Origin of the sequence: Stenotrophomonas sp. ISL-67, from assembly GCF_018612915.1 — a bacterium.
GTDB lineage: Bacteria > Pseudomonadota > Gammaproteobacteria > Xanthomonadales > Xanthomonadaceae > Stenotrophomonas.
In genome coordinates this window covers 350869-377047 of sequence record NZ_JAGGRL010000002.1, presented here as the reverse complement: position 1 = coordinate 377047, position 26179 = coordinate 350869, and the positions used below count along the sequence as shown (strand labels likewise).

Annotated in this window: 23 protein-coding genes; 12 read left to right on the top strand and 11 right to left on the bottom strand. The window is 66.3% G+C overall.

Annotation, left to right across the window (positions count from 1 at the left end):
- The first annotated feature begins 8 nt into the window (after nt 1–8).
- The 3 genes from atpD to glmU all read left to right on the top strand — a co-directional run bounded on the left by atpD (nt 9) and on the right by glmU (nt 3340).
- Nucleotides 9–1415, top strand: a complete 1407-nt coding sequence (gene atpD, locus J7J08_RS05275) for a F0F1 ATP synthase subunit beta (protein WP_214902261.1) — start codon at nt 9–11, stop codon at nt 1413–1415.
- A 2-nt stretch (nt 1416–1417) separates the two neighbouring features.
- On the top strand, nt 1418–1840 hold the full coding sequence (locus J7J08_RS05270) for a F0F1 ATP synthase subunit epsilon (protein ID WP_214902259.1): 423 nt from the start codon (nt 1418–1420) through the stop codon (nt 1838–1840).
- Between the two features lie 135 nt (nt 1841–1975).
- Nucleotides 1976–3340 (top strand): bifunctional UDP-N-acetylglucosamine diphosphorylase/glucosamine-1-phosphate N-acetyltransferase GlmU, encoded by a 1365-nt coding sequence (glmU, locus tag J7J08_RS05265; protein ID WP_214902257.1) that lies wholly within the window; start codon nt 1976–1978, stop codon nt 3338–3340.
- Nucleotides 3341–3557: 217 nt separating this feature from the next.
- Here the strand turns inward: glmU and J7J08_RS05260 are convergent, their stop codons facing one another.
- The 6 genes from J7J08_RS05260 to J7J08_RS05235 all read right to left on the bottom strand — a co-directional run bounded on the left by J7J08_RS05260 (nt 3558) and on the right by J7J08_RS05235 (nt 10952).
- On the bottom strand, nt 3558–4913 hold the full coding sequence (locus tag J7J08_RS05260; protein WP_214902254.1) for an ATP-binding protein: 1356 nt from the start codon (nt 4911–4913) through the stop codon (nt 3558–3560).
- Nucleotides 4910–6253, bottom strand: coding sequence for a sigma-54 dependent transcriptional regulator (locus J7J08_RS05255; protein WP_214902252.1), 1344 nt, complete (start codon nt 6251–6253; stop codon nt 4910–4912). Before J7J08_RS05255 ends, J7J08_RS05260 begins: the two co-directional genes overlap by 4 nt.
- Nucleotides 6254–6381: 128 nt before the next feature.
- A complete protein-coding gene (locus J7J08_RS05250; protein WP_214902250.1) occupies nt 6382–7602 on the bottom strand; it encodes an FtsX-like permease family protein in 1221 nt (406 codons plus the stop codon).
- Between the two features lie 16 nt (nt 7603–7618).
- Nucleotides 7619–8920, bottom strand: a complete 1302-nt coding sequence (locus tag J7J08_RS05245; protein ID WP_214902247.1) for an ABC transporter permease — start codon at nt 8918–8920, stop codon at nt 7619–7621.
- Nucleotides 8921–8931: 11 nt separating this feature from the next.
- Complete coding sequence (locus J7J08_RS05240) at nt 8932–9651, bottom strand: ABC transporter ATP-binding protein (protein ID WP_214902244.1); 720 nt, start codon at nt 9649–9651, stop codon at nt 8932–8934.
- 32 nt (nt 9652–9683) lie between these two features.
- The gene (locus J7J08_RS05235) at nt 9684–10952 is read right to left on the bottom strand and encodes an efflux RND transporter periplasmic adaptor subunit (RefSeq protein WP_214902241.1); all 1269 of its coding nucleotides are present in this window, start codon (nt 10950–10952) and stop codon (nt 9684–9686) included.
- Between the two features lie 203 nt (nt 10953–11155).
- Here J7J08_RS05235 and glmS point away from each other — a divergent pair, with 203 nt between their 5' ends.
- The 4 genes from glmS to J7J08_RS05215 all read left to right on the top strand — a co-directional run bounded on the left by glmS (nt 11156) and on the right by J7J08_RS05215 (nt 16414).
- Complete coding sequence (gene glmS / locus J7J08_RS05230) at nt 11156–12997, top strand: glutamine--fructose-6-phosphate transaminase (isomerizing) (protein ID WP_214902239.1); 1842 nt, start codon at nt 11156–11158, stop codon at nt 12995–12997.
- A gap of 409 nt (nt 12998–13406) precedes the next feature.
- The gene (locus J7J08_RS05225) at nt 13407–13730 is read left to right on the top strand and encodes a SymE family type I addiction module toxin (RefSeq protein ID WP_214902237.1); all 324 of its coding nucleotides are present in this window, start codon (nt 13407–13409) and stop codon (nt 13728–13730) included.
- A 180-nt stretch (nt 13731–13910) separates the two neighbouring features.
- On the top strand, nt 13911–15731 hold the full coding sequence (locus J7J08_RS05220) for a M3 family metallopeptidase (protein WP_214902234.1): 1821 nt from the start codon (nt 13911–13913) through the stop codon (nt 15729–15731).
- A 251-nt stretch (nt 15732–15982) separates the two neighbouring features.
- Entirely contained in the window at nt 15983–16414 is a 432-nt protein-coding gene (locus J7J08_RS05215) for a CBS domain-containing protein (RefSeq protein ID WP_214902231.1), read from the top strand.
- Between the two features lie 63 nt (nt 16415–16477).
- On the opposite strand, the gene J7J08_RS05210 is transcribed toward J7J08_RS05215, so the two are convergent.
- Nucleotides 16478–16906, bottom strand: coding sequence for a VOC family protein (locus J7J08_RS05210; RefSeq protein WP_214902228.1), 429 nt, complete (start codon nt 16904–16906; stop codon nt 16478–16480).
- Between the two features lie 81 nt (nt 16907–16987).
- Nucleotides 16988–17515: a lactoylglutathione lyase gene (gloA, locus tag J7J08_RS05205; protein ID WP_214902224.1), complete on the bottom strand. Its 528-nt coding sequence runs from the start codon at nt 17513–17515 to the stop codon at nt 16988–16990.
- A gap of 101 nt (nt 17516–17616) precedes the next feature.
- Between gloA and J7J08_RS05200 the strand changes: the two genes are divergently transcribed.
- Together J7J08_RS05200 and J7J08_RS05195 are read left to right on the top strand one after the other, a co-directional pair.
- A complete protein-coding gene (locus J7J08_RS05200) occupies nt 17617–18729 on the top strand; it encodes a PLP-dependent cysteine synthase family protein (RefSeq protein WP_214902222.1) in 1113 nt (370 codons plus the stop codon).
- A 117-nt stretch (nt 18730–18846) separates the two neighbouring features.
- Complete coding sequence (locus J7J08_RS05195) at nt 18847–20877, top strand: M3 family metallopeptidase (protein ID WP_214902220.1); 2031 nt, start codon at nt 18847–18849, stop codon at nt 20875–20877.
- Nucleotides 20878–21026: 149 nt separating this feature from the next.
- Here the strand turns inward: J7J08_RS05195 and J7J08_RS05190 are convergent, their stop codons facing one another.
- The 3 genes from J7J08_RS05190 to J7J08_RS05180 all read right to left on the bottom strand — a co-directional run bounded on the left by J7J08_RS05190 (nt 21027) and on the right by J7J08_RS05180 (nt 23354).
- Nucleotides 21027–21842 (bottom strand): SDR family oxidoreductase, encoded by an 816-nt coding sequence (locus tag J7J08_RS05190; protein ID WP_214902218.1) that lies wholly within the window; start codon nt 21840–21842, stop codon nt 21027–21029.
- Nucleotides 21833–22426 (bottom strand): DUF1415 domain-containing protein, encoded by a 594-nt coding sequence (locus J7J08_RS05185; protein WP_214902216.1) that lies wholly within the window; start codon nt 22424–22426, stop codon nt 21833–21835. The genes J7J08_RS05190 and J7J08_RS05185 overlap by 10 nt, the downstream gene beginning before the upstream one ends.
- A 445-nt stretch (nt 22427–22871) precedes the next feature.
- Nucleotides 22872–23354, bottom strand: coding sequence for a YajQ family cyclic di-GMP-binding protein (locus J7J08_RS05180; RefSeq protein WP_214902213.1), 483 nt, complete (start codon nt 23352–23354; stop codon nt 22872–22874).
- A gap of 77 nt (nt 23355–23431) precedes the next feature.
- Between J7J08_RS05180 and J7J08_RS05175 the strand changes: the two genes are divergently transcribed.
- From J7J08_RS05175 to J7J08_RS05165, 3 genes are all read left to right on the top strand, one after another.
- Nucleotides 23432–24328, top strand: a complete 897-nt coding sequence (locus J7J08_RS05175) for a DMT family transporter (protein ID WP_214902210.1) — start codon at nt 23432–23434, stop codon at nt 24326–24328.
- Nucleotides 24329–24460: 132 nt separating this feature from the next.
- Nucleotides 24461–25468 carry a methionine ABC transporter ATP-binding protein gene (locus J7J08_RS05170; RefSeq protein ID WP_214902425.1) on the top strand — a complete coding sequence of 336 codons (1008 nt, stop codon included), beginning with the start codon at nt 24461–24463 and terminating at the stop codon, nt 25466–25468.
- A complete protein-coding gene (locus tag J7J08_RS05165) occupies nt 25465–26154 on the top strand; it encodes a methionine ABC transporter permease (RefSeq protein WP_214902207.1) in 690 nt (229 codons plus the stop codon). The genes J7J08_RS05170 and J7J08_RS05165 overlap by 4 nt, the downstream gene beginning before the upstream one ends.
- The last annotated feature ends 25 nt before the right edge of the window (nt 26155–26179 follow it).

The window sequence follows — 26179 nt, the reverse complement described above, 5'->3', positions numbered from 1 at the left end:
ATGCAGCAATGAGTCAGGGCAAGATCGTTCAGATCATCGGCGCCGTCGTCGACGTGGAATTCCCCCGCGAGTCGGTGCCGAAGGTGTACCACGCGCTGAAGGTGGACAACACCGAAATCACGCTGGAAGTGCAGCAGCAGCTGGGTGACGGCGTGGTCCGCTGCATCGCGCTGGGCTCCACCGACGGCCTGAAGCGCAACCTGGTGGCCACCAACACCGAACGCGCCATTTCGGTGCCGGTCGGTGCCGGTACCCTGGGGCGCATCATGGACGTGCTGGGCCGTCCGATCGACGAAGCCGGTCCGGTGACCGCCAGCGACAGCTGGGAAATCCACCGTAAAGCCCCGTCGTACGAAGACCAGTCCCCGGCCACCGAGCTGCTGGAAACCGGCATCAAGGTCATCGACCTGATGTGCCCGTTCGCCAAGGGCGGCAAGGTTGGCCTGTTCGGCGGCGCCGGCGTCGGCAAGACCGTCAACATGATGGAACTGATCAACAACATCGCCAAGGCGCACAGCGGCCTGTCCGTGTTCGCCGGCGTGGGCGAGCGTACCCGCGAGGGCAACGACTTCTACCACGAGATGAAGGACTCCAACGTCCTGGACAAGGTCGCGATGGTGTACGGCCAGATGAACGAGCCGCCGGGCAACCGCCTGCGCGTCGCGCTGACCGGCCTGACCATGGCCGAGTACTTCCGCGACGAGAAGGACGAAAACGGCAAGGGCAAGGACGTGCTGCTGTTCGTCGACAACATCTACCGCTACACCCTGGCCGGTACCGAAGTGTCGGCACTGCTGGGCCGCATGCCGTCGGCCGTGGGCTACCAGCCCACCCTGGCCGAGGAAATGGGCGTCCTGCAGGAGCGCATCACCTCGACCAAGAACGGCTCGATCACCTCGATCCAGGCCGTGTACGTGCCCGCCGATGACTTGACCGATCCGTCGCCGGCGACCACCTTCGCCCACCTGGATTCGACCGTGACCCTGTCGCGTTCGATCGCCTCGCTGGGTATCTACCCGGCCGTGGACCCGCTGGATTCGACCAGCCGCCAGATGGACCCGCTGGTCATCGGCCACGAACATTACGACACCGCCCAGCGCGTCCAGCAGACCCTGCAGAAGTACAAGGAACTGAAGGACATCATCGCCATCCTGGGCATGGATGAACTGTCCGAAGAAGACAAGCAGGCCGTGACCCGCGCCCGCAAGATCGAGCGCTTCTTCAGCCAGCCGTTCCACGTGGCCGAAGTGTTCACCGGTTCGCCGGGCAAGTACGTGCCGCTGAAGGACACCATCCGTGGCTTCAAGGCCATTGTCGACGGTGAGTACGACCACCTGCCGGAGCAGGCGTTCTACATGGTCGGCAGCATCGAAGAAGCGGTCGAGAAGGCCAAGAAGATGGCTGAGAAGGCCTGATCATGAGCACCATCCGTTGCGACATCGTCAGCGCCGAGCAGGAAATCTTCCGTGGTGAAGCGACTCTGGTCGTGGCTACGGGTGAGCTCGGCGAACTGGGCATCGCGCCCAAGCACGCCCCGCTGATCACCCGGCTGAAGCCGGGCAAGGTGGTGGTCACCCTGCCCAATGGCGAGCAGCTGGACTTCGCCATCTCCGGCGGCATCCTCGAGGTGCAGCCGCAGGTCGTGACCGTGCTGGCCGACACCGCGATCCGCGCGCAGGACATCGACGAATCCGCGGTCCGCAAGGCCAAGGAAGAAGCCGAGCGCATGCTGGCCAACCGTGGCGAAGCGATGGACGTGGCCGAAGCCCAGCAGAAGCTGGCCGAAGCCGTGGTTCAGCTGCAGGCGCTGGAGCGCCTGCGCAAGACCCTCAAGCACTGAGGTCCAGCGCTTCCCGCTGCATCCGACAACGCCGGCTTCTGCCGGCGTTGTTGTTTCAACATTGCAGGAAAGGCAGCACGTTGACGGCAGGCGTTCTAGAATCGCAGTCATCACCTTTCATCGCCGTCCACCCCCATGACCCAAGCCCTGCACGTCATCATCCTCGCCGCCGGCGCCGGCAAGCGCATGAAGTCCGACCTGCCCAAGGTGCTGCAGCCGATTGCCGGCCGCCCGATGCTGGCGCACGTCATCGATACCGCGCGGCAGCTGCGGCCTGATGCCATCCACGTGGTATACGGCCACGGCGGTGAAGCGGTGCGCGCGGCCTTTGCCGACCAGCCGGACCTGCAGTGGGCTGAACAGAGCCAGCAGCTGGGCACCGGCCACGCGGTGCAGCAGGCCATGCCGCAGGTGCCCGATGCCGCCACGGTGCTGGTGCTGTACGGCGACGTACCGCTGATCCGGGTCGATACCCTGCAGCACCTGCTGTCCCAGCCGGGCCGGCTGGCGGTGCTGGTGGCCGACATGGCCAACCCGACCGGCTACGGCCGGATCGTACGCAACGCCGAAGGCAAGGTCGGCGCGATCGTCGAGCAGAAGGACGCCAATGAGGAACAGCTGGCGATCCGCACCATCAATACCGGCATCATCACCGCCGAATCCACGGCGCTGCGCACCTGGTTGTCGCAGCTGTCCAACAGCAACGCGCAGGGCGAGTATTACCTGACCGATGTGTTCGCTTCCGCAGCGACTGACTACACCCCTGCCGACATGGCGTTCGTTGCCGATGCCCAGGAGGCCGAGGGCGCCAACGATCCCTGGCAGCTCTCGCAGCTGGAACGGGCCTGGCAGCTGCGCGAAGTGCGCGCGCTGTGCACCCAGGGCGCGCGCGTGATCGATCCGGCGCGGCTGGACATCCGTGGCACTGTCACGGTGGGCCGCGACGTGCAGATCGACGTCAACGTGATCCTGGAAGGCACCGTTGAACTGGGCGATGGGGTCAGCATCGGGCCGTTCACCCGGCTCAAGGACGTGAAACTGGCCGCGGGTACGGTGGTGAAGCCGCATTGCGACCTGGACGGCGTGGTCAGCGAAGGCGCCGCCGAGATCGGCCCGTTCGCACGGCTGCGCCCGGGCACGGTGTTGGCCGAAGGCGCGCACGTGGGCAACTTCGTGGAAACCAAGAAGGTACGGCTGGGCGTGGGCAGCAAGGCCAACCACCTTACCTACCTGGGCGATGCGGTGATTGGCAGCAAGGTCAACATCGGCGCCGGCACCATCACCTGCAACTACGACGGCGTGAACAAGTCGCAGACCACCATCGGCGACAGCGCGTTCATCGGTTCCAACAGTTCTCTGGTGGCGCCGGTAACCATCGGTGAAGGCGCGACCATCGCCGCCGGCTCGGTGATCACCCGCAATGCGCCGGAAGGTGAGTTGACCGTGGCGCGCGCGCGCCAGCAGGTCATCGAGGGTTGGCACCGACCCGTCAAGAAGTAATCCGGCACCGCCTGGGCCGGCCAACGGCCGGCGCTACCGGGTGGCCGGAGCCACGGGTTGGTTGATCCGGATCCCAATGGGCACGTAACGATTCGTAGCCCCGGCCGTTGGCCGGACACCGCGCGCAGCGCGGCACAAGCGTCCAAAACCGATTTTCCCCCGGTCGCGGCCATCGCCCCGACGCTTAACAACGATCGAAACGACCTGAACCCCACCATCACCCCGGCAAAAATATCGACACGCACAACCCGCCTTCACGGCGGTTCTGCAGCGACACACGGCCACCATGCGCTTCGACGATTTCGCGGGTAAGCGCCAGGCCCAACCCGGTGCCATTGCGCTTGGTGGAATAGAACGGCATCAGCGCGTTCTGCAGCACCGCTTCGTTCATGCCCTTGCCCCGGTCCAGGACTTCAATCCGCAGCCACTGCGGTAGACGGGTCAGGCGCAGCTCGACATCATCGTTGGGCGGCTCGGCTTCGCTGCACGCTTCATGCGCGTTCTTGAGCAGGTTCAACAATGCCTGGCCGAGCTGGGCGATGTCCACGCGGCCCTGCAGGTCGTCGGCAATCTCGTCCATCCGGAACGGAATCTGCAACTGCAACCCGGCCAGGAACTGCTTCCACTGCACGTTCTGCAACTGCGGCTGTGGCAGTTTGGCAAAGCGCGCGTAGCCGCGGATGAACCCTTCCAGGTGCCGTGAACGGTCTTCAATGGTCGCGAAGACTTCCTCCAGGCGTTCGGTCTTGCCGCGCCGGACCAGCTCGCCACCGGAGTGCGCCAACGACGCGATGGGTGCCAGCGAATTGTTGAGCTCGTGGCTGATCACCCGGATCACCTTCTTCCAGGTCTGGACTTCCTGCCGCCGCAACTCGGCAGTGAGCAGGCGGATCAGCAGCAGATCGTGCGGGCGGCCGTTGATATGGAAGCTGCGCCGCGACAGGTGGTAGACCTGCTCGTCATCGTCATCGGCTTCATCATCGACATCGCCCGGGCCGCGCACCGCGAACAGGCTGTCGCCGCCACGTTCGATGGCATCGCGCAGTTCCACCGGCAGGGTCTCCAGCACGTTCTGCATGGCCTGGCCTTCCAGCTTCCAGCCGTTGTGCAGCAGCTTGCGCGCAGCCAGGTTCGAGAACATCACCCGCTGCACGCCGTCGCCGCCGTTGGCCAGCAGCAGCGTCGCTACCGGCGTGTTCTGCACCATGGTGTCCAGCAGCAGCTCGCGCTGCACCAGTCCCTGGCGTTGTTCACGCAGCACATCGCCAAGCTCACGGTGCGCCTGGACCAGGTCGCCCAGCTCGTCGTTGCCAGGCCAGTACACGCTGAAGTTGTACTCGCCATCGCGGTAGCTGCTGGTGGTGCCCGACAACGCCCGCAGCAGTGAGCGCACCGGCGCGGTGGCGCGGCGCAACGTCCACCACATCAGCACCAGCAGCGCCACCGCCGACACCAGCATCACCCCCCAGCCGTGGTCCAGCCAGAAGGCCAGCAGCCACGGCCCCGCCGCAGCCAGTGCCAGCACCGGCAGCAGGCGCAGGAACAGGCGGAAGGTGAACGAGGTGCGCTTCATTCGCGCGGAATACCGTAGCGGTCCATGCGGCGGTACAGCGCCTGCCGGCTCAAGCCGAGTTCGGCGGCGGCCTGGGCAATGATGCCGTGGCTGTGCGACAGCGCCGATTCGATGCGGCTGCGGTCGGGATCGGCCGTGGGCGTGGCCGCACGTGGCGCCGCCGCGGCGCGTGGCAGGTTCAGGTCGCCCACTTCAATGCGCGGCCCCTGCGCGAGCAGGCCGGCGCGTTGGATCACGTTGCGCAGCTCGCGCACGTTGCCCGGCCACGCGTGGCGCTGCAGCGCGCTGGCGGCGGCGTTGGACAGCGGCTTGCCGTCGCCAATGAAACGTTCGGCCAGCGGCAGGATGTCGCCCGGGCGCTCGGCCAATGGCGGCAGCGCCAGCTCAACGGTATTGAGGCGGTAGTACAGGTCTTCGCGGAACTGGCCGTCGCGGATCATTGCCGGCAGGTCGGCGTTGGTCGCGCTGATCACGCGCACTTTCACCTGGCGCTCGCGGTTGGAGCCCAGCCGCTCGAAACGCCCGGTTTCCAGCACGCGCAGCAGCTTCATCTGGCCGCCCAGCGACAGGTTGCCGATCTCGTCCAGGAACAGCGTGCCGCCATCGGCGGCCTCGAACTTGCCTTCGCGGGCCTTGTTGGCGCCGGTATAGGCGCCGGCCTCGGTGCCAAACAGTTCCGCCTCGATCAGCTCGGACGGAATCGCGCCGCAGTTGAGCGCCACGAACGGACCCTTGGCGACCAGTGAATTGGCCTGGATGATCTCGGCGATCTTCTCCTTGCCCGCGCCGTTCGGGCCGGTGATCAGCACCGGCAGTTCCGACCGCGCGACCTGGCAGGCCAGGTTCACCACGCGCTCGCTGGCCGGGTCGGCCACCACCGCGCCACGCAGGTCGTAGCGCGCCTCCAGCGCGCTGCGGTCGCGCTGCTCGCGCGCACGGCGGCGGTCGAGCTCGCGGCGGGTTTCAGACAGCTCCAGCAGGTTGTTGACCGTGGTCAGCAGCTTGCGGTCATCCCACGGCTTGGCCAGGTAATCGGCAGCGCCGGCCTTGACCAGGTCCACAGCGCTGCTCAGGTGGGTCCAGGCGGTGAGCAGGATTACCGGCAGGTCGGGATGGCGCGCGCGGATCTGCTGGAACAGCGCCTCGCCCTCTTCGCCGGAAGTGGTGTCCTCGGTGAAGTTCATGTCCTGGATGACCAGGTCCACCGGCTGCTGTTCCAGCAGCGCCAGCCCCTCATCCGGCGACAGCGCATGCACCGCGTCGATGTCATGCAGCGAGAACAGCACCTCCAGCGCGGTGGCCACGCTGGCGTTGTCGTCAATGATCAGGATCGAGGGCATGCGGCAACGAAGGACCGGGAAGTAGGCAGAGAGTACCCGAGCGCCGGGCCCACCGGCGGGGTGGGCCCGGAAATGCGGCTTACGGGCGGTCTGGTGGGCGGGCGCCGATGGCCGCGGAAGGGCGCATGTCATGCGCTCCGGGTAGCAACGGCCGGCGGCACCGCTGCCGCGCGATGGGCCGGGCCGAACACCGCCACCTGGCCCAGCAGCCACAGCAGCGCCGCACCGACGGGCAGGTAGATGATCGGCATGCGCGGCAGCTCGTAAGCACCCATCAGCCATAGGTTGATCGAGTATGCCAGCAGCATGCCGAGCACGATGCCCACGGTAGCGAGCAGGAAGTTCTCGGTCTGGAAGTAACGCAGGATCTGGCCCCGGGTGGCGCCCAGCGCACGACGGATGCCGATCTGCTTGGTACGCTGCTGCACCCAGAAGCTGGCCAGGCCCACGATGCCCAGCGCGGTGACCACCAGCAGTGCCACGCACACGGTGATCAGCAGGCCGACCATGGCGCGGTCGTTCTGGAAGTACTTGTTGCGCTGTTCCTCATAGGTGAGCTTGCCGCGCACCATGCGGTTGGTGTCCACCTTCTCCAGCGCCGCCACGGCGGCGGTGAGCACTTCCTGGCGGCGTGCCGCGTCGGTCACCCGGATCAGGTACAGGCCCATATCGTAGTTGACCCGCACCGGCAGGATCATCGAATAGCCGGTGTCGGACTCGACGGGCACCGGGCGCGCCAGTTCCTTCACCACGCCCACGATGCGCAGCGGCATGCGGCCGGTGTAGATGGTCTTGCCGACGGCCTGGCCATCGGGGAACAGCTTGGTAGCGGCCTTGCTGCTCAGGATCACTGCCGAACCGCGCTGCTCGAGGGTGAGGTCCTTTTCCACGTCTTCCAGGTTGGCGAACTCGTCGCCTTCGAAGTCGCGGCCGGCCACCAGTTGCAGGCCCATGGTATCCAGCGTGCCTTCGCTGGCGAAGAACTGAGCGGCGTTGAAGTTCGGGCGTTCCTGGTCCGGGATCAGCGACAGGCTGGTGTTCCAGGAATTGCGCCGGAACGGCAGCTGGTTGATCGGCACCGCGTTCTTCACCCCGGGGATGGCACGCAGCGCGGCCAGGTCCTCACGGGTCCGCGCGGTGGCGTTGACCTGGGTGCCGATGCCGCCCAGGCGCACTTCCAGCAGCTCCTGTTCGGCGATGCCACTGGGCTGGTTGATCTTTTCCAGGCGCTGGCCGATCAGGAACAGCGCGTTGCAGACGATCGCGCAGGTGAGCGCGATCTCCAGCACGATGAGTGCGGCGGCGGTCTTGTGCCGGCGCAGCGTGGTCAGGATGGGTCGGATATCCATGATGTGCTCCGTATCCTTACTGCGATTTGAGTTGGATGGCGGGCGTGACCTGCATGGCGCGCAGCGCCGGCAGGAAACCGGCCAACAGGCTGGCGGCCAGGGTCAGGCCGAAGGTGAGCAGCAGCATCCTGCCGTCCAGCGTGGCCAGCTTGGCGTAGTCCACCGGTTGCTGGCGCACCGCATACAGGCCGAGCAGAGCCAACCCGAGACCCAACACGCCGCCGGCCAGGCCGACGGTGCCGGCTTCCACCAGCGACTGCAGGAATATCTGCCCGCGGCTGGCACCCAATGCGCGACGCACGCCGATCTCGCCACTGCGGCGCAGGAACTTGGCCAGCAGCAGGCCGACGGTGTTGATCAGGCACACCACCAGGAAGCCCAGTGCCAGCCACAGCTGCAGGCGCACGTCGCTGGGCACCACCTGCTTGAAGTCCAGCCACTCCATCACGTTGCGCAGGCGTACGTTGGACGGCCGCTGGAAGCGACCGGCCGCCTTCTGCTGCGCCGAATAGTTTTCCAGGTAGGCGCGGTAGTCGCCGGCATCCGACGGCGAAGCCAGCTCAACCCAGTACTGCATCCAGGTGCAGGGTGCATTGAGTGCGGTTTCTTCGCCGTTGGCGTTGTCCCAGCAGTTCATGTTGCCGTTGCGGCCGAAGTTCAGGTCCAGCGCGGTGAACACCGGCACGAAGATGTCTTCGCTGTCGCCGTAGCGGCCGGTTTCCAGGTCGTAGAAATGCGGGTTGGGATTCCATTCGTCCAGCACGCCCACGATGTTGAAGGTGTGCCCATCCATGCGCAACGGCTTGCCCACGCTGTTCTGGCCGTTGAACAGCTTCTCGTTCAGCGCCTTGGAAATCACCGCCACCCGGCCGCGGCCTTCGTCCTGGTCGGCTTTCCAGCCCTGGCCGTACTTGAACGGCGCGTCGAACATGGTGAAGAAATCGGTGGACGCATAACGCGCATCGGTGGTGAACGGCCGCAGCGTGCTGCTGTCCGGTTCCACCGTGACCCCGCCGCCGGTCATCAGTACCTGGTGCTTGGCTTTCTTCTCGCGCAGCAGGGTTTCGCCGTCGAAGCGGGTGACCTGCTCTTCGGGCTCTTCGCTGGGCTGGTAGCCGATCATCGGGCGCGGGTCGACCTGCACGTTGAACAGGCGGTTGCTCTTCTGCGGGATCGGATCGCCCGACAGCACATGGAACACGGTCAGGGTGGTCATCGAGGCGCCGATGCCCAGCGCGATGGCGATCACCATCAGCGCGGTCAGCACCTTGTTGCGCCGGAAGCTGCGCAGGGCCAGTCGGAAATAGTAGGCGAGCATGGTGGCGGGCCTCAGTCGTTGAGCGTGGCGACGGCAACGCGCGGGGTGGCCAGCACCGGTTCGCGCACCAGGTCGGTGGCCTGGCCATCGACGATGTGCACGTTGCGCTGGGCGCGCGCGGCCAGTTCCGGGTCATGGGTCACCATGACGATGGTGGTGCCGGCCGCGTTGATCTCTTCCAGCAGTTCCATCACCCCACGGGCCATCTGGCTGTCCAGGTTGCCGGTCGGTTCGTCGGCCAGCAGCAGGCGCGGGCTGCCCGCCAGGGCGCGGGCGATGGCGGCGCGCTGCTGCTGGCCGCCCGACAGTTCGGACGGGTAGTGTTTCATGCGCGAACCCAGTCCCACCTGGCCCAGTGCGCGTTCGATGCGCTGCCTGCGCTCACTGGCCGGCATGCCGCGATAGCGCAGCGGCACATCGACGTTGTCGAACAGGTTGAGGTCGGAAATCAGGTTGAAGCCCTGGAAGATGAAGCCGATCTTCTGGTTGCGCAGGCGGCTGCGCGCGTCATCGCCCAGCGTGCTCACGTCCTGCCCGTCGAGCAGGTAGCTGCCGCTGGTGAAGGTTTCCAGCAGGCCGGCGATATTGAGGAAGGTGGTCTTGCCCGAACCGGACGGGCCGGTCACCGCAACGAACTCACCCTCGCGCACGTGCAGGTCCAGCGAACGCAGGGCATGGGTTTCCACCTGTTCGGTGCGGAATACTTTGGCGACCGAGCGCATCTCGAGCATGGCTGTTTCCTTGGTTGGAGTGGTAAGGCGGATCAGTTGATGGAGACGGTTTCGGCATCGCCGAACAGTTCAGCGCCGGAGACGACCACGCGGTCGCCGGGACGCAGGCCGGACAGGACTTCCACTTCGCCCAGGCTGCTGACGCCCAGCTGGACCGGACGGCGGATCGCGGTATCGCCATCCATGACGTAGGCCTGCCCGTTGCCCTGTTCGACAAACGGGCCACGCTCGACCTTGATCACGTTGCGGCGGGTATCGAGCACCACGCGCGACTGCATGCGCTGGCTCTGGCGCAGCCCCTGCGGCTGCTTGTCGGTGAAGCGGATGCGGGCGTTGACTTCGCCGGCCACCACTTCGGGCGACACCGCGCTGATCTCGCCCGGGAACGGCTGGCCGTTGCCGCTGGTGAGCTGGGCCGGAATGCCGATTGACAGGTCACGGGCAAAGCTCTCCGGCACCTTGATCTCGATCTCGAAGCGCGACAGGTCGACCACGCCCAGGATCGCTGCGTTGGCCGCCACCTGCGTGTGCTGGGTGGCCTGCACCTGGCCCACCTGGCCATCGAACGGCGCGCGCAGGGTCAGCGCATCCACCTGGCGCTGCACTTCATCCAGCACCGCACGCTGGCGGTCGGCCAGCAGGCGCTTGTTGCGGGCATCCAGGTCCGCGCCCTGGCCCTGCAGGCGGGCGTCGGTCTGGGCATTGGCCAGCGAGATGTCGGCCTTCTTCAGGCTGTCGTTGGCCTTGGCCAGGTCGATCTGCGGCACCGCGCCGCCGTCATAGCCGCGCTGGTAGCGCTGCAGGTCGCGCTCGGCGGCCTGGCGTTCGATGCTGGCCTGGTCGGTTTCCTTGCTGGCCTTGGCGCGGGCCAGGGTGGCATCCAGCACGGCGCGGCTGGCTTCGGCTTCCAGCCCGGCCAGGGTGGCCGCTTCCTGCGCCAGCTTGCTGCGCAGCTCGGGGCTGTCGATCACCGCCAGTTCCTGGCCCTTCTTCACCACATCGCCGGCCACTACTTTCAGGTCCACCGTACCGGCCGAAATCGCGTACAGGACCGGGCTGTTGGCGGCGATCACCCGGCCATCGGCGGCCAGGTCGCGGACCAGGTCGCCCTGCTTGACCTCGGCAATGCGCACCCGCGAACTGTCGAATGAGCGGCTGGCGCCAAGCCAGGCGCGGGCGGCGAAAACGATCGCCAGCAGCACCACCAGCGCGGCGATGCCCGGCCACAGCCAGCGCTTCCACGGCGCAGCCGTGCCCGGGGTGGAGAGAGTCTGGTCCTGTGCGGAAGTGTCGCGGATCATCGGGCTCGTTCGCGGTTGGGTTGCGGTATACCAAGCACACCGCGTGCCAACATTTGATCCTTTGAAAACAAGGAGTTGCCCAGCAGGCGCGATTGTCCGGGTGTCCGCGGACACCGAAACGGACACTTTTGTTAAGCGGACAGCGACCAGAGCGTCCGGGCGCCCACGCTAGAATGGGCGTTCGACAGCAGAGATCTGAATCTATGTGCGGGATTGTGGGAGCGATCGCGGATCGCGATGTGGTGCCGGTACTGATCGAAGGACTGAAGCGGCTGGAATACCGGGGCTACGACTCGTCCGGCATCGCGGTGCTGGACCAGACCCAGACCCAGCCCGACGTACGCCGCGTGCGCCGCACCGGGCGCGTGGCCGAGATGGAGAAGGCGGCCATTGCCGAAGGCTTCGACGCCATGCTCGGCATCGGCCACACCCGTTGGGCCACCCACGGCGGCGTGACCGAAGCCAACGCCCACCCGCACATCAGCCACGGCGTGGCCCTGGTGCACAACGGCATCATCGAAAACCACGAAGAGCAGCGCGAGCGCCTGCGCGGGCTGGGCTACGTGTTCGAGTCGCAGACCGATACCGAAGTCATCGCGCACCTGATGCACCACAACCTCAAGAACGGCGACAGCCTGCTGTCTGCGCTGCAGCGCACGGTCAAGGAGCTGACCGGTGCCTACGCGCTGGCGGTGATGAGCCGCGCCGAGCCGGACCACTTCGTCTGCGCGCGCATGGGCTGCCCGCTGCTGGTCGGACTGGGCCAGGGCGAAAACTTCGTAGCCTCCGACGTCTCGGCGGTGATCTCGGCCACCCGCAACGTGATCTTCCTGGAAGAGGGCGACACCGCCGACATCCGCCGCGATGGCGTGCAGGTGTATGACGAGCACAACCAGCCCGTGGACCGCGGCGTGCACCAGTCGGATGTATCGCTGGCCTCGCTGGAACTGGGCCCGTACCGCCACTTCATGCAGAAGGAAATCCACGAACAACCGCGCGCGCTGGGCGACACCATCGAAGCAGCGATCGACGCCGGTGGTTTCCCCGCCGAGCTGTTCGGCAAGAACGCCGAAGCAGTGCTGTCGGGCATCGAAGGCGTGCAGATCCTCGCCTGCGGTACCAGTTACTACGCCGGCTTGACCGCGCGCTACTGGATCGAAGCCATTGCCGGGCTGCCATGCAGCGTGGAGATCGCCAGCGAGTACCGTTACCGCGCCGCGTATGCCAACCCCAGGCACCTGATCGTCACCATCTCCCAGTCCGGCGAAACCCTGGACACGATGGAAGCGCTGAAGTACGCCAAATCGCTGGGCCACCTGCATACGCTGTCGATCTGCAACGTGCCGGAAAGCGCCATTCCGCGCGCCAGCGAACTGGTCTGCTACACGCGTGCCGGCGCCGAGATCGGCGTGGCCTCGACCAAAGCCTTCACCACCCAGCTGGCGGCGCTGTTCCAGCTGACCGTGGTGCTGGGCAAGCTGCACGGCCGCATCGACGCGGCGCAGGAAGCGGAGTACCTGGAGCAGCTGCGCTACCTGCCGGGCAGCGTGCAGCATGCGCTGAACATGGAACCGCAGATTGCGGCATGGGCCGAGCGCTTCGCGCGCAAGAACAGCGCGCTGTTCCTGGGCCGTGGCCTGCATTACCCGATTGCGCTGGAAGGCGCGCTCAAGCTCAAGGAAATCACTTACATCCACGCCGAGGCCTATCCTGCTGGCGAGCTCAAGCACGGGCCGCTGGCGCTGGTGGATGAAGACATGCCGGTGGTGGTGATCGCGCCCAACGACAGCCTGCTGGAGAAGGTGAAATCCAACATGCAGGAAGTGCGCGCACGCGGCGGCGAGCTGTTCGTGTTCGCCGACCAGGACAGCAACTTCGTCGAGTCCGAAGGCGTGCACGTCATCCGTACCCCGCGCCACGCCGGCGTGCTCAGCCCGGTGGTGCACACCATTCCGGTGCAGCTTCTGGCGTATCACACCGCGCTGGCGCGCGGCACCGACGTGGACAAACCGCGCAACCTGGCCAAGAGCGTGACGGTGGAGTAACGGTCGGAGAATCCGCGCATCGCCAGACGATGTTGATCCCGACAGGCTGGATGCGGTTCATGCGCGTGAGTAGCCCGCATGAGGTCGCCTGAGTCCTGTGCGGAACTTCACATAAAAGCGCAGGATGCTGGATGGTGCTGGGCCGAAGGCGACATTCATTAGGCACTGGCTATCGAATCAGAAAATTCAACAGAAACAATCTCTTTGCCTTGACCCGTCGCCGCCTGCGATGTTGTCGACGGAGCTCGAAAACTCCAGTCACCAAAATAATGGATGCCCCATGTCGGGAGGGTGGTTAATACAAGACCCTTCACGGGGGAATACGCCCGCCGTCTGGTGACTAACGGTTTTCGACCTCCCGACACCCTCGCCCTCACCGGCGAGGGTCTTTCAACGTTGGAGGTAGACCATGATGACGACGAATCCGGCCCAGCCGTTCGAAGACCAGCCAACCCCGCGCGAACCGCGCATGCAGTACAGCCAACTCAACAACGTTCGTGCCGTGCCCCAGCTCGGCGAGAACGACCGCGACCATTTCGGCCCCATTCCCTTCGTGATGCTGCGCGGCACCTGGCTACGCAAGTTCGGCTTCGAGGTGGGTGTCCATGTGAGGATCGAAGCCAGGGAAGGCTACATCACCGTTCGCCCGCTATGGCAGGACGCCTTTCCCGACTTCGATCCCATGGAAGCAGAGTACCCCGCCATCCGGTTCGCGGAAGTGGAAGACCGATGATCCCGGCTGCTGCCCTTGTAGCCCCTGGCTGAAAAGAGCAAGTGTTCCGCCAGGGCGGCCCATCCGGGTCGCCCTTTGCCGTTTCTGGCGCTGGGTGAAGGACCTCTTTTGAACGTTGCGCCGGCCATTGACACTGCCGGATCCGGAGCAGACTCTGGATCTTTCAGCAAGGACGCAGAGATGAATCCATTCGTTCGACGTGCGCTGTTGTGTGTGCCGTTCTCCGCTCCCTTCCTGGCTTGTGCCGCCGAGCCGCTCTCGCTGCGCGTGGACGACACGGTCTACTTCGCCAGCAGCAGCGCTGAGCAGCAGGCACGCATGGCGCTGGGCAACGCCATCCAGTCGGTACAGGCCGACACTCACGCCGCGCCGGCCCGTCGTTTCAGTCAGGCCGAAATGCTCTATGGCCACTGCCTGCGTCACCGCGCGTACCTGGAGCTGCATATGTCCCGCGATCGCGACGATACGGCCGCCCGGTCCGGCATGGACGAGGTCAGCGATGTCTGTGGTGACGTTGCCGCGCTTGCCCGCACGATTGTCCGCCAGGCACCTTCCGACGCGGCATGGGCGCAGCCTTACCGTTATTTCGCCCAACGAGGGCAGGGACGCGCACCGCATGCGCCTGCAGAAGGAGCCGGCAACGCCGTGGACCTGCTCGCGGATCCTGCCCTGTCCAGCTACCGGCGGTTGTACCGGGACGTGCGCGACACGACCCGCTACGAACAGATTCCCTGGCAGGGCCGCATGCTGGATGCAGACAAGCAGGCCGCCGTCCTGGCCCTCGTGCCGGACCGTGCGGTGCGTGCGCGTGCGTGGCGCGCACGGTGGGAAGGGCGCGCGCGCCAGCGCGAAGCATTGGCAGATGTATTCCTGGGCGTCGCGCGCGTCAACGACGGCCAGGCCCGGCTGCTGGGCTATGACAGTGCGCCGCAGGCCGCCTACCTGCGGATGGGATTGGATACGCAGCAGGTGCAGGCCATGTTGGGGGCGGTAAGAGCGAAGGCAGGCCATCTTGAGGCCTGGCATACGGCACAGCGCAAGCGCCTGCAGCAGAACGGCATTGCCGCTGCCCCAGCGCCCTGGGACCTGGGCATGCCGGAGCCGGGCTATGTGCCGCCGGTACTTTCCCTGATGCAGGTGCAGGCCGCCGCAGCAGCCTCCATGAAGATCGTGGGCCAGGACCACGCAGCGCTGCTGCAGGCGATCCTCAGCCCTGCCGGTGGCCGCATCGATATGGATACTGATGCAGCTGGGCGTGTGGTGGACGCGTTCTCGATCAGCGCACCCGGCGTGCCCTCGGTGGTGTATGTCGGCAGGTTCCGCAACGATCTGGCGGGGGATGTGGAGTTGGTGCACGAGGCCAACCACGCCGCGCATGGCCAGTGGATGGATGCGCAGGGCGCCTCGCCGCTGTACCGCAACGGCACCGGCTGGGTGAACGAGACATTTGCCATCTTCGGCGAGCTCATGTTCCGTGATGAACTGCAGCGGCGGGCCGCCGACCCGCGCGCGAAGGCGTGGTACCAGCAGTCCCTGGTAGAGGACATGGTGCTGCAGGTGTTCACCTCCGCCCAGGAAGCAATGCTTGAGCAGGCGCTGTATGACGGTGTCGCCGCCGGGAACCTGTCCGGCGCCGATGGTCTCGATGCGCTTTCCCGGCAAGTGATGGCGCCGTTCGATACCACGTTGGAAGCCTATCCGCAACAACGTGCGTCCTGGCAGGGCAAACGGCTTATGGTGGAAGACCCGCTGTATCTGGTGAACTACCTGCCGGCAGGTCTTGTGGCGGTACGTCTTTACGCGATGCAGCAGCAGGACCCGCAGGGTTTTGCCGAGCGCTATCGGCGTGTTCTCGGCCGTGGTTTCGACCGGCCGCCACTGCAGATGATGGAGGACCTGCTGGGTGAGCCCGTGAACTGGAGCGAGCTGGTGGAGAAAGACATGGGCGTGTTCGATCAAGCCGTTGCCCGCTTGCAGGCGTTGCAGCTGTCCGCCACGTGAGCCCCGGGGCGGGGTGGCCCTGCGGGGGCCTACCGAGACATCGGAGCGCGGAAGGAATCAATCGTTAGGGCGGTCCAACGGGGCCGCCCTTTGCCGATTCTGGCGTTGGAAAAACTTTAGTCGGGGGCGCCTGCGACATTCAGCGTCGGTTCTAGTCGAGATGCGATTCTCGGGGTGTCAGCCGTTGGCTGCGTCAATCGGTCCCACCACGCAAGGCGTGTGGCTTTAGTCAGTCTGCAACAGGAACAAGAATGAACGTTCGCGAACTTCTGCAATCCAAGAAAGATTCCGTTGTCACCATCGACGTTGAAGACACGATCGGCGCCGCCGCCCACAAGATGAGCGCGCACAAGATCGCCGCGCTGGTGGTGATGAAGGACGATGCGCCGGTCAGGATCATTTCGGAAAAGGACATCGTACGCAGCCTGGCCGATGACGGTCCGCAGGCGGGCAGGCGGGTCATTTCCAGTCTTCCCTCGGCGGGCCTCGAAGGCATTTCGCCGGAGGCGACCCTGAAGCAGGCCATGGCGCTGATGACCTACTCGCGCCACCGTCACCTGATGGTGACCGAAGGCAGCAAGCTGGTCGGTATCCTCAGTCTCGGCGACATCGTCAAGAATCTGCTCAGCGAGCTGGAAATGGAGAAGGCGGTGCTGCAGGACATCTATATGGCCGCGCATTGATGCATCGCGGGGGAGCCGGCCAGCGGCCGGCACTACCCCTGTCTTCGATAACGGACAGCCCAGTCAGAACGTGACCTTTACCGATTCGGCGCTGTAGTTGGCCGGGCCGTGGAAGACGACCTCGATGTTGTTGCCATCCGGATCGATCGCGAAGGCCGCGTAGTAGCCCGGGTGGTAGGGGCGCTCGCCGGGCGCGCCGTTGTCCTTGCCACCTGCGGCCAGGGCCGCCTTGTGGAAGGCGTCGACGGTGGCGCGGTCGCGGGCCTGGAAGGCAAGATGGTGGCGACCGGTCAGCTCGCCGGCGGCGGCGTCGCTGGTGGCAGTGGAGATGAACAGCTCATCGGCCCAGAAGTAGTCATCGCCTTCGCCGGCGATCGGGATGCCGATGGTGTCGAATACCGCCTGGTAGAAGCGGCGGCTGGCGGGCAGATCGCGCACGATCAGCTGCAGGTGGTCGATCAGCCGGCCGCGGTGCAGTTCCATGGTTTCCATGCGGGTTCCTTTGGTCGAGGGAAGCGCAGGTATACCACCGGGCAGGTGACGACGGCTGGTCGTCACCCCACCCGACGCCGGTCAGGCAATCGGCGTATTGGAAATGATCTCCACCCAATACCCGTCCGGGTCCTTGATGAAGGCCAGGTGCTTCATGCGGCCGTCTTCCAGGCGCTTCTGGTAGGGCACCTGCAGGTCATCGAAGCGCTTGCAGGCGGCCTGGATGTCCGGCACCGACACGCAGATGTGGCCAAAGCCGCGCGGGTCCTGGTTGCCATCGTGGTACACGCGGCCTTGCTGGGTTTCGGTGCCGTGGTTGTGGGTCAGTTCGAGCACGCCCGGAAGGCCGGCCATCCATAGCCGGCGCGCGTCGTCGCCCTCGGGGATCTGCGTGCCGGCCGGCAGCAGGGCCAGGAAGTACAGGCTGAACTGCGCTTCGGGGAAATCGCGCTGGTCGAGCAGGCGGAAGCCGAGCACGCGGGTGTAGAAGTCCAGCGAGGCGGCGGCGTCCTTGACCCGCAGCATGGTGTGGTTGAACACGAAGCCGGCGGTTTCGGCCGGCGGCTGGGCGGTTACGCCCGGCTGGGACTGCAGGGAGGCAAGGCTCATGGGGGATCCTGTGGGGGCCGCGCAACGCGGCTGGCCGTTCATTTTAGCGGCGCGGCGGCCAGGCGACGTAGAATGCAGCATCTTCCTGGCCCGTCGTCGACATGTCGCAACGTGAATGGGTGGCTGCCGCCATCCGCAAGATCGAAGCCGATTTCAATCGTTCGGCTGACACCCACCTGATTCCGATGGACCTGCCGGGGCACCCGGGCATCGAGCTGTACTTCAAGGACGAATCCAGCCATCCCACCGGCAGCCTGAAGCACCGCCTGGCGCGTTCGCTGTTCCTGTACGCGCTGGCCAACGGCTGGCTGCGCGAGGGGCGCCCGGTGATCGAGGCCTCCAGCGGGTCTACGGCAGTGTCCGAAGCTTATTTCGCACGCCTGCTGGGCCTGCCGTTCATTGCGGTGATGCCGGCCACCACCTCGCCGGAAAAAATCGCCGCCATCGAATTCCATGGCGGCCGCTGCCACCTGGTCGAGCGCGCGTGCGACCTGAACTGCGATTCGGAAAAGCTGGCCCGCGAAACCGGCGGCCACTTCATGGACCAGTTCACCTACGCCGAGCGCGCCACCGACTGGCGCGCCAACAACAACATCGCCGAATCCATCTTCAAGCAGATGGCCGAAGAGCCGCACCCGGTGCCGGAATGGATCGTGTGCAGCCCGGGCACCGGTGGCACCGCCGCCACGCTGGGCCGCTATGTCAGCTACCGCCGGCATGACACCCGCATCCTGTGCGCGGACCCGGAAGTGTCCGTGTTCTTCGACGGCTACCGCGCTGCACTGGCCGGTGAACCGTGGCGCGAACTGACCTGCAGCGGTGGCTCGCGGGTGGAAGGCATTGGCCGGCCACGGGTGGAATCCAGCTTCATCCCGACCAGCGTGGATGCCATGGTCAAGGTGCCCGATGCGCTGAGCCTGGCCGCCATGCGCCATGTCAGCCGCCAGTTGGGGCGTCGCGTCGGCGGCTCCACCGGCACCAATTTCATCGGCGTGCTGCATGCCGCCGAGCGCATGCGCGCGGCGGGCCGCAGCGGCTCGATCGTGACCATCCTGTGCGACAGCGGCGAGCGCTACGCGCACAGCTACTACAACCCGGACTGGTACCCGCGCCAGGGCATCGACGTGGAGCAGGCCGACGCGGTGATCGCCGCTGCCGTGGCCGGGCAGGGCCTGCCGGAACTACCCAACGCCGCGCTCGACGCCCTGTACTGAGCACGGCGGGCGGGTGAACGGCCACGAACCCGTGGTCGCCGGGGCTTGTGCGGGGGCGGTTGCGGTGCCATATCGTGGGAAACGCCGGCCTGCCGGCCCCGCTGTCTGGAGACCCCTGTGACCCCTGCCAATCCCCTGCTCGATTTTTCCGGCCTGCCCCGTTTCGATGCGATCCAGCCCGAGCATGTCGGTCCGGCCATCGACACCTTGTTGGAGCAGGCCGAAGCGGTGGTGAAGGCGGCCGAAGCCGTGCAGCCGGTCAGCTGGGCCACCTTCGTTGAACCACTGGACGATGCCACCGAACGCCTGTGGCGCGCGTGGGGCCAGGTCAGCCACCTGCAGGCCGTGGTCAACACGCCGGCGCTGCGCGAGGCCTACAACGGCAACCTGCCGAAGGTGACCCGCTTCGGCAGCGCGCTCGGCCAGAACCTGGCGTTGTTCGACCAGTACCGCGCGCTGGCGGCCGCGCCGGAAGCGGCGCAGTACGACCCGGCCCGGCGCAAGGTGCTGGACAACGCGCTGCGCGATTTCCGCCTGGGCGGCGCCGAGCTGGACGAGGCTGGCAAGGCGCGTTACAGCGCGATCCGCGAGGAGCTCTCGGCGCTGTCGGCGACGTTCTCGCAGAACGTGCTGGATGCCACCGATGCGTGGTCGCTGCACGTGGAAGACCGCAGCGAACTGGCCGGCTTGCCGGATGATGTGGTGGCTGCTGCCCGTGCCGCAGCGGAAAAAGAGGGCCTGCCGGGTTGGAAGCTGACCCTGCAGATGCCGTGCTATCTGCCGGTGCAGACCTACGCCGAACACCGCCCACTGCGTGAGGCGCTGTACCGCGCCAACGCGCTGCGCGCCTCCGAGTTTGGCGACGCCACGCTGGACAACAGCGCGAACATCGACCGCATCCTGGCGCTGCGCGCCGAGCTTGCCAGGCTGCTGGGTTTCGCCAGCTACGCCGAGTACTCCATCGAAACCAAGATGGCAGAAGACGCGCCGCAGGTAGTGGGCTTCCTGCGCGACCTGGCTGCACGCGCCAAGCCGCATGCGCAGCGCGACCGTGCCGAGCTGGAGGCATTCGCGCGCGACGAACTGGGCCTGCCCGCGCTCGACGCGTGGGACCTCGCTTTTGCCTCTGAAAAACTGAAACAGGCGCGTTACAGCTATTCCGAGCAGGAGGTGAAGCAGTACTTCACCGAGCCGAAGGTGCTGGAGGGCTTGTTCAGCGTCATCCACGGCCTGTACGGCCTGCAGGTGCAGCCCGACCGGGCGCCTGTGTGGCACCCGGACGTGCGCTTCTTCCGCGTGGTGGATGCGCAGGGTACGCTGGTCGGCCAGTTCTACCTGGACCTCTACGCGCGCGAGGGCAAGCGTGGCGGCGCATGGATGGACGATTGCCGCAACCGCCGCGAGACCGCGCAGGGCGTGCAGACGCCGCTGGTGTACCTGGTCTGCAATTTCGGCAAGGGTGCCGATGGCAAGGCCTCGACCTTCAGCCACAACGAAGTGACCACGCTGTTCCATGAAATGGGCCACGGCCTGCACCAGTTGCTGACCCGCATCGGCGAGCTCGGCGTGGCCGGCATCAACGGCGTGGAGTGGGACGCGGTGGAGCTGCCCAGCCAGTTCATGGAGAACTTCTGCTGGGAGTGGAATCGCGTGCAGGCGATGACCTCGCACGTCGACAGTGGCGAGCCGCTGCCGCGCGACCTGTTCGACCGCATGCTGGCCGCCCGCAACTTCCAGAGCGGCATGTTCACCGTGCGCCAGCTGGAATTCGCGCTGTTCGACATGCAGCTGCACAGCAGCTTCGATCCCGTGCAGGACAACGTACTGCAGCTGCTTGAGCGCGTGCGCGATGAAGTGGCGGTCAACCGCCCGCCGGAATGGAACCGCTTCCCGCACCAGTTCAGTCACATCTTCGCCGGTGGTTATGCGGCGGGGTATTACAGCTACAAGTGGGCCGAAGTGCTCAGCGCCGATGCGTATGCGGCGTTTGAAGAAGCCCCCGAGCAGGTGGCGGAAACCGGCAAGCGCTTCCGCGACGAAGTGTTGTCACGCGGTGGCAGCCGCAGCGCTGCGGAGAATTTCGCCGCGTTCCGCGGGCGCGCGCCGAACGTGGATGCACTGTTGCGGCATAACGGCATGGCAGAGTGATGCCTGGGCCGGCCAACGGCCGGCGCTACCGGGTTGCCCCCTCGTGCCTGCCGGTAGCGCCGGCCGTTGGCCGGCCCAGGCGGTAAACGGGTATCCAGCATCCTGGCGGACCACGCACACAGGTACGCCAGGCGCAAAGGGTCGGTGGGCTATTCCGCGTAGATCATCGTGCGGCTCATGCCGCCGTCGACGATATGGTCCTGTCCGGTAATGAACCCGGACAGGTCCGAAAGCAGGAACACGGCCAGCGCACCGATATCTTCGGGCTGGCCGACCCGGCCCACCGCATGCTGTGCATGGTCGCGCCGCGACAGCTTGGGCGCGCGCCGCCGCGCCGGTGCCTGCCACGCATCGGTGGTGATCCAGCCCGGGCTGATGCTGTTGACCCGCACCTCGGGCCCGCTGCTGATCGCCAGTGCGTGGGTGAACGCGACCAGGCCGCCCTTCGCCGCCGCATAGGCTTCGCTGTCAGGCTCGGACTGCCACGCTCGGGTGGAGGCGATGTTGATGATTGAACCGCCGGTCTTGTCCGCTGCCTGTGCACGCAGCGCCGGCAGTGCATGTCTGCTGCAGAGGAACGCTCCATGCAGGCTCGACAGGCGGCGTTCCCATTCGGCAAAGGTCATCTCCGCCAGCGGGGTGCCATGCGCGCTGGCGATACCGGCATTGTTGACCAGGCCATCGATGCGGCCGTAGCGCTTCAGCGTGGCCTTCACCAGCGCCTGCACACTGCGCTCGCTGGCCACGTCGGCGCGCTGGAATGCGGCCCGCTCGGGCAGCGCCCATTCCTTCAGGCAGGCGCGGCCGGCGTCGGCATCCAGGTCGGCGATCATCACACTGCCGCCTGCACCCAGCACCGCCTGCGCAATCCCGCGCCCCACGCCCTGCGCGCCACCGGTGACGATCACCACGCGGTCGCGCAGCGGCTGCGCGGGCCAGTCGGTGATGGCCGGGGTCAGTGGCACCGGGGGGTGTCCTTGCGGCCGAGCAGGCGGGTCCAGCCTTCCACGCCCAGCTCGTCGAGGGTTTTGATGTTGCGCTCGACAATCACGTCCGGATCCGGGAACGCGGCCACGGCGCGTTCCACGCTGTCTTCGCGCAGCAGGTGCAGGGTGGGGTAGGGCGCGCGGTTGGTGTAGTTGCTCACGTCATCCGGCGCGACCCCGGCGAACTGATACTGCGGGTGGAAGCTGGCCACCTGCAGGATGCCCTGCAGGTCCAGCGCCTCGATCGCGGCATCGGCGTTGTCGAGGAAGTCGTTGTAGTCCAGGAAATCGGTCAGCACGTCCGGATGCACGATCAGCGTGGTGTCGATCTGCTCGGCCGGGGTGTCGCGCAGCAGCACCAGTTCTTCGGCCAGCTCTTCCACCAGCGCTTCCACGGTGGTGGCATCGCTGAGCACGAAGCGCACCTGGTCCTTCACGTAGACGGCCTTGGCGAACGGGCACAGGTTCAGGCCGATGACGATCTGTTCCAGCCAGACGCGAGTTTCGGCGATTGGATCAGCGCCGTCCGCAGCAGTGTCGGTGGGGAAAGACGTGTCATTCATGGCGGGCGGTATCGCGGGCTGGGCAGCAGATTGTACGGGGGCTGGCCGGGGCGGGCGTGTAGGTCGGCCTGCGGGGTGTGCCGACTGGGGCTTGCCGGCCGGAATCCCGAAATGGGATCGCGATCGGTAGCGCCGGCCGTTGGCCGGCTGCTTTCCGATCAGGCGTCATGAACGCCTGACACACGTCTTCGGCCACCGTTAAACGTCGGTCATATGGCCATGCCAGACCGTTTTTCGGCTCCGGACGCTTGCGCCGCGCTTGCGCGCGGTCGCCGACCAACGGTATGCCCGCCGTCCTGGCGGTCACCCTTCGGGCCATCGCTGCGCGATGTTGAGAACGGCTCCTGCCGTTCTCTTCGGGGCTACGAATTGTTACGGGATTGCCATCATCCGGATACGTCCCGACGAGCACCCAAATGTTCAGTGGGTGCCCCATCGCGCTGAATCAATCGCGGAAATTGTCGAACTGCAGGGGAACCTCGAACGTTCCCTTCTTCAGCAGGGCCATCACGTCCTGCAGATCGTCGCGCTTCTTGCCGGTGACGCGCAGCTTGTCGCCGTTGATCTGGCTGTCGACCTTCAGCTTGGCTTCCTTGATCGCCGCGGCGATCTTCTTGGCCACTTTCTGTTCGATCCCCTGTTTGACGGTGATCTTCTGGCGCGCGCCGGCGAGGTTGGTTTCGATGTCGCCGAATTCCAGGCAGGCCGCATCGATCTTCCGCGCGGTCAGGCGCTGGCGCAGGATGTCGGTCATCTGCTGCAGCTGGAAGTCGGTTGGCGCGGATTGGCTGATCACGCTGTCTTCCAGAACGAATTTCGCGTCCACGCCCTTGAAATCGAAGCGGGTGGACAGTTCCCGGTTGGCCTGGTCGACTGCATTGGTCAGTTCGTGGATGTCGACTTCGGAAACGACGTCAAAAGAGGGCATGGGGAATCTCCTGCAGGTGAAGCCCCCATTCTACCAACCGTGCATGCACGTCCCGGCAGGGGCGGCGATAATGGGCCATGAACACCCAACGCTCCCCCTCCCGTGCCGTCGCCTGGATGCTGATGGCGGTGGCCTGCTTCTCGCTGATGGATGCGGGCATGAAGCAGCTCTCCTCCAGCTACCCGACCCTGCAGGTCACCTTCCTGCGCGGCGCGGCATCGCTGCCGTTCGTGCTGGTCTGGGTGCTGGCCACCGCCGGCCCGCGCTCGCTGATCCCGGTGCGTTGGGGCCTGCACCTGCTGCGCGGCCTGCTGGGCATGGCGATGATCGGCTGCTTCGTGTTCGCGCTGCGCAGCCTGCCCTTGTCCACCGCCTATACCATCTATTTCGTCGCGCCCCTGCTTATCGCGGCGCTGTCGGTACCGTTGCTGGGTGAACACGTAGGCCCCCGGCGCTGGATCGCCATCGGCATCGGCCTGGTAGGGGTACTGGTGGTGCTGCGCCCCGGCGTGGATGGCTTCATCTCCATTCCCGGGCTGATGGTGCTGCTGGCGGCGACGGCCTACGCGGTGGCCGCGATCACGGTCAGCATGCTGACTCGCACCGATACCCCACAGTCGATGGTGGTCTGGTTCCTGGTGTTGCTGGCGCTGGGCGCCGGGCTGCTGGCGATTCCCGGTTGGCAACCGCTGCACTGGGGCCACGCCGCGCTGATTGCCGGCATGGGCTTGGCCGGGGCGGGCGGGCAGGTGGCCCTGACCCGGGCCTTCCAGCTCGGCGAGGCGTCCATGATCGCCCCCCTGGAGTACACCGGGCTGGTCTGGGTGATCGGCTGGGACCTGCTGTTCTGGGGCGTGCTGCCCGACGGCTATACCTGGCTGGGCGCGGCAATCATCGTGGCCTCCGGGCTGTACCTGTTGCACCGTGAGCGCGTCCGCAAGGTCACCGCACCGCAGCCGTTGGACCACCCCTGACGGCTGCTGGGCGGGCGATGACGCCGCCTTATAAGTAAACGGAATATGATTCCAATCCGCCGCGTGGGCCAGGGCCGTCCCGCGCTGGTAGGCTGCACGCCCCCTCCCGTCGATGCCCCGGTTGACCGCGAAGTGATCGAGTTCCAGCGCCTGCACAAATCCTATGCCGTCGGCGGCCGCGCGATCGCCGCGCTGCAGCCGCTGGACCTGACCATCGAGGCCGGCGAAGTATTCGGCATCATCGGCCATTCCGGTGCGGGCAAATCGACCCTGATCCGGCTGATCAACCGGCTCGAGGAGCCCACGGGCGGCCGCCTGTTGATCAACGGCGAGGACGTCACCGCGCTGGACAGCGACGGGCTGCGCGCGCTGCGGCGGAAGATAGGCATGATCTTCCAGCACTTCAACCTGCTGTCTTCGCGCACGGTGGCGGCCAATGTGGCCTTCCCGCTGGAGCTGGCCGGCACCCCGCGTGCGGACATCGACGCGCGGGTCAGTGAGCTGTTGCATACCGTGGGCCTGGAGGCGCACGCCAGCAAGTACCCGGCGCAACTGTCCGGCGGCCAGAAGCAGCGCGTGGGCATCGCCCGCGCGCTGGCCACCCGGCCGCAGATCCTGCTGTGCGACGAAGCCACCAGTGCGCTGGATCCGCAGACCACCGCCTCGGTGCTCAAGCTGCTGGGGAAAATCAACCGCGAGCTGGGCCTGACCATCGTGCTGATCACCCACGAGATGGACGTGATCCGCCGCGTCTGCGACCGCGTGGCCGTGCTCGATGCCGGGCACCTGGTGGAAACCGGGCCGGTTACCGAGGTGTTCCTGCACCCGCAGCACCCGACCACGCGCCGTTTCGTCAATGAATCCGAACAGGTCGACGAAGGCGAGCTGCACAAGGATTTCGAGGCCGTGGCCGGGCGCATCGTGCGCCTGACCTTCCTCGGCACTGACACCTACGAGCCGGTACTCGGCCGCATCGCCCGCGAAACCGGCGTGGACTACAACATCCTGTCCGGTCGCATCGACCGCATCAAGGACACCCCGTATGGCCAGCTGACGGTATCGCTGGTGGGCGGCGACGTGCAGGCCGCGCAGGCCGGCTTCGTTGCCGCCGGCGTCCACCTGGAGGAGCTGCGCCGATGATCCTGGCCACCGCAGGCGGCTTCTTCCGCCATCTCGACGCCGGCAAGTGGGCCGACATCGGCCAGGCCACCCTCGACACCCTGTTGATGCTGGCCGGCTCGCTGCCGCTGACCCTGGCGATCGGCCTGCCGCTGGGCGTGCTGCTGTTCCTGACCGGCTCGCCGCAGCTGCACCGTAAGCCGGTGCTGTATGGCGGGCTGGCGTTGCTGGTCAATCTGCTGCGCTCGGTACCCTTCATCATCCTGATGATCGTGCTGATTCCGATCACGCTGTGGATGATGGGCACTTCGCTTGGCGTGCGCGGTGCGATCGTGCCGCTGGTGATCGGCGCCGCACCGTTCTATGCACGCCTGGTGGAAACCGCGCTGCGCGAGGTGGACCGGGGCGTGATCGAAGCCAGCCAGGCGATGGGCGCCACCACCTGGCAGCTGGTCAGCCGGGTGCTGCTGCCCGAAGCGCGGCCGGGCCTGATTGCCGGTGCCACGGTCACCGTGATCGCGCTGATCGGCTTCACCGCGATGGGCGGTGCGATCGGCTCGGGCGGCCTGGGCGACCTGGCGTTCCGCGATGGCTACCAGCGCTCGCACACCGACGTGGCCCTGGTCACCGTGGTGCTGCTGCTGGTGCTGGTCCAACTGCTGCAGATGCTGGGCGACTGGCTGGTGGCCCGCTACTCGCGGAAGTAACGCGAGGGCCGGCCAACGGCCGACG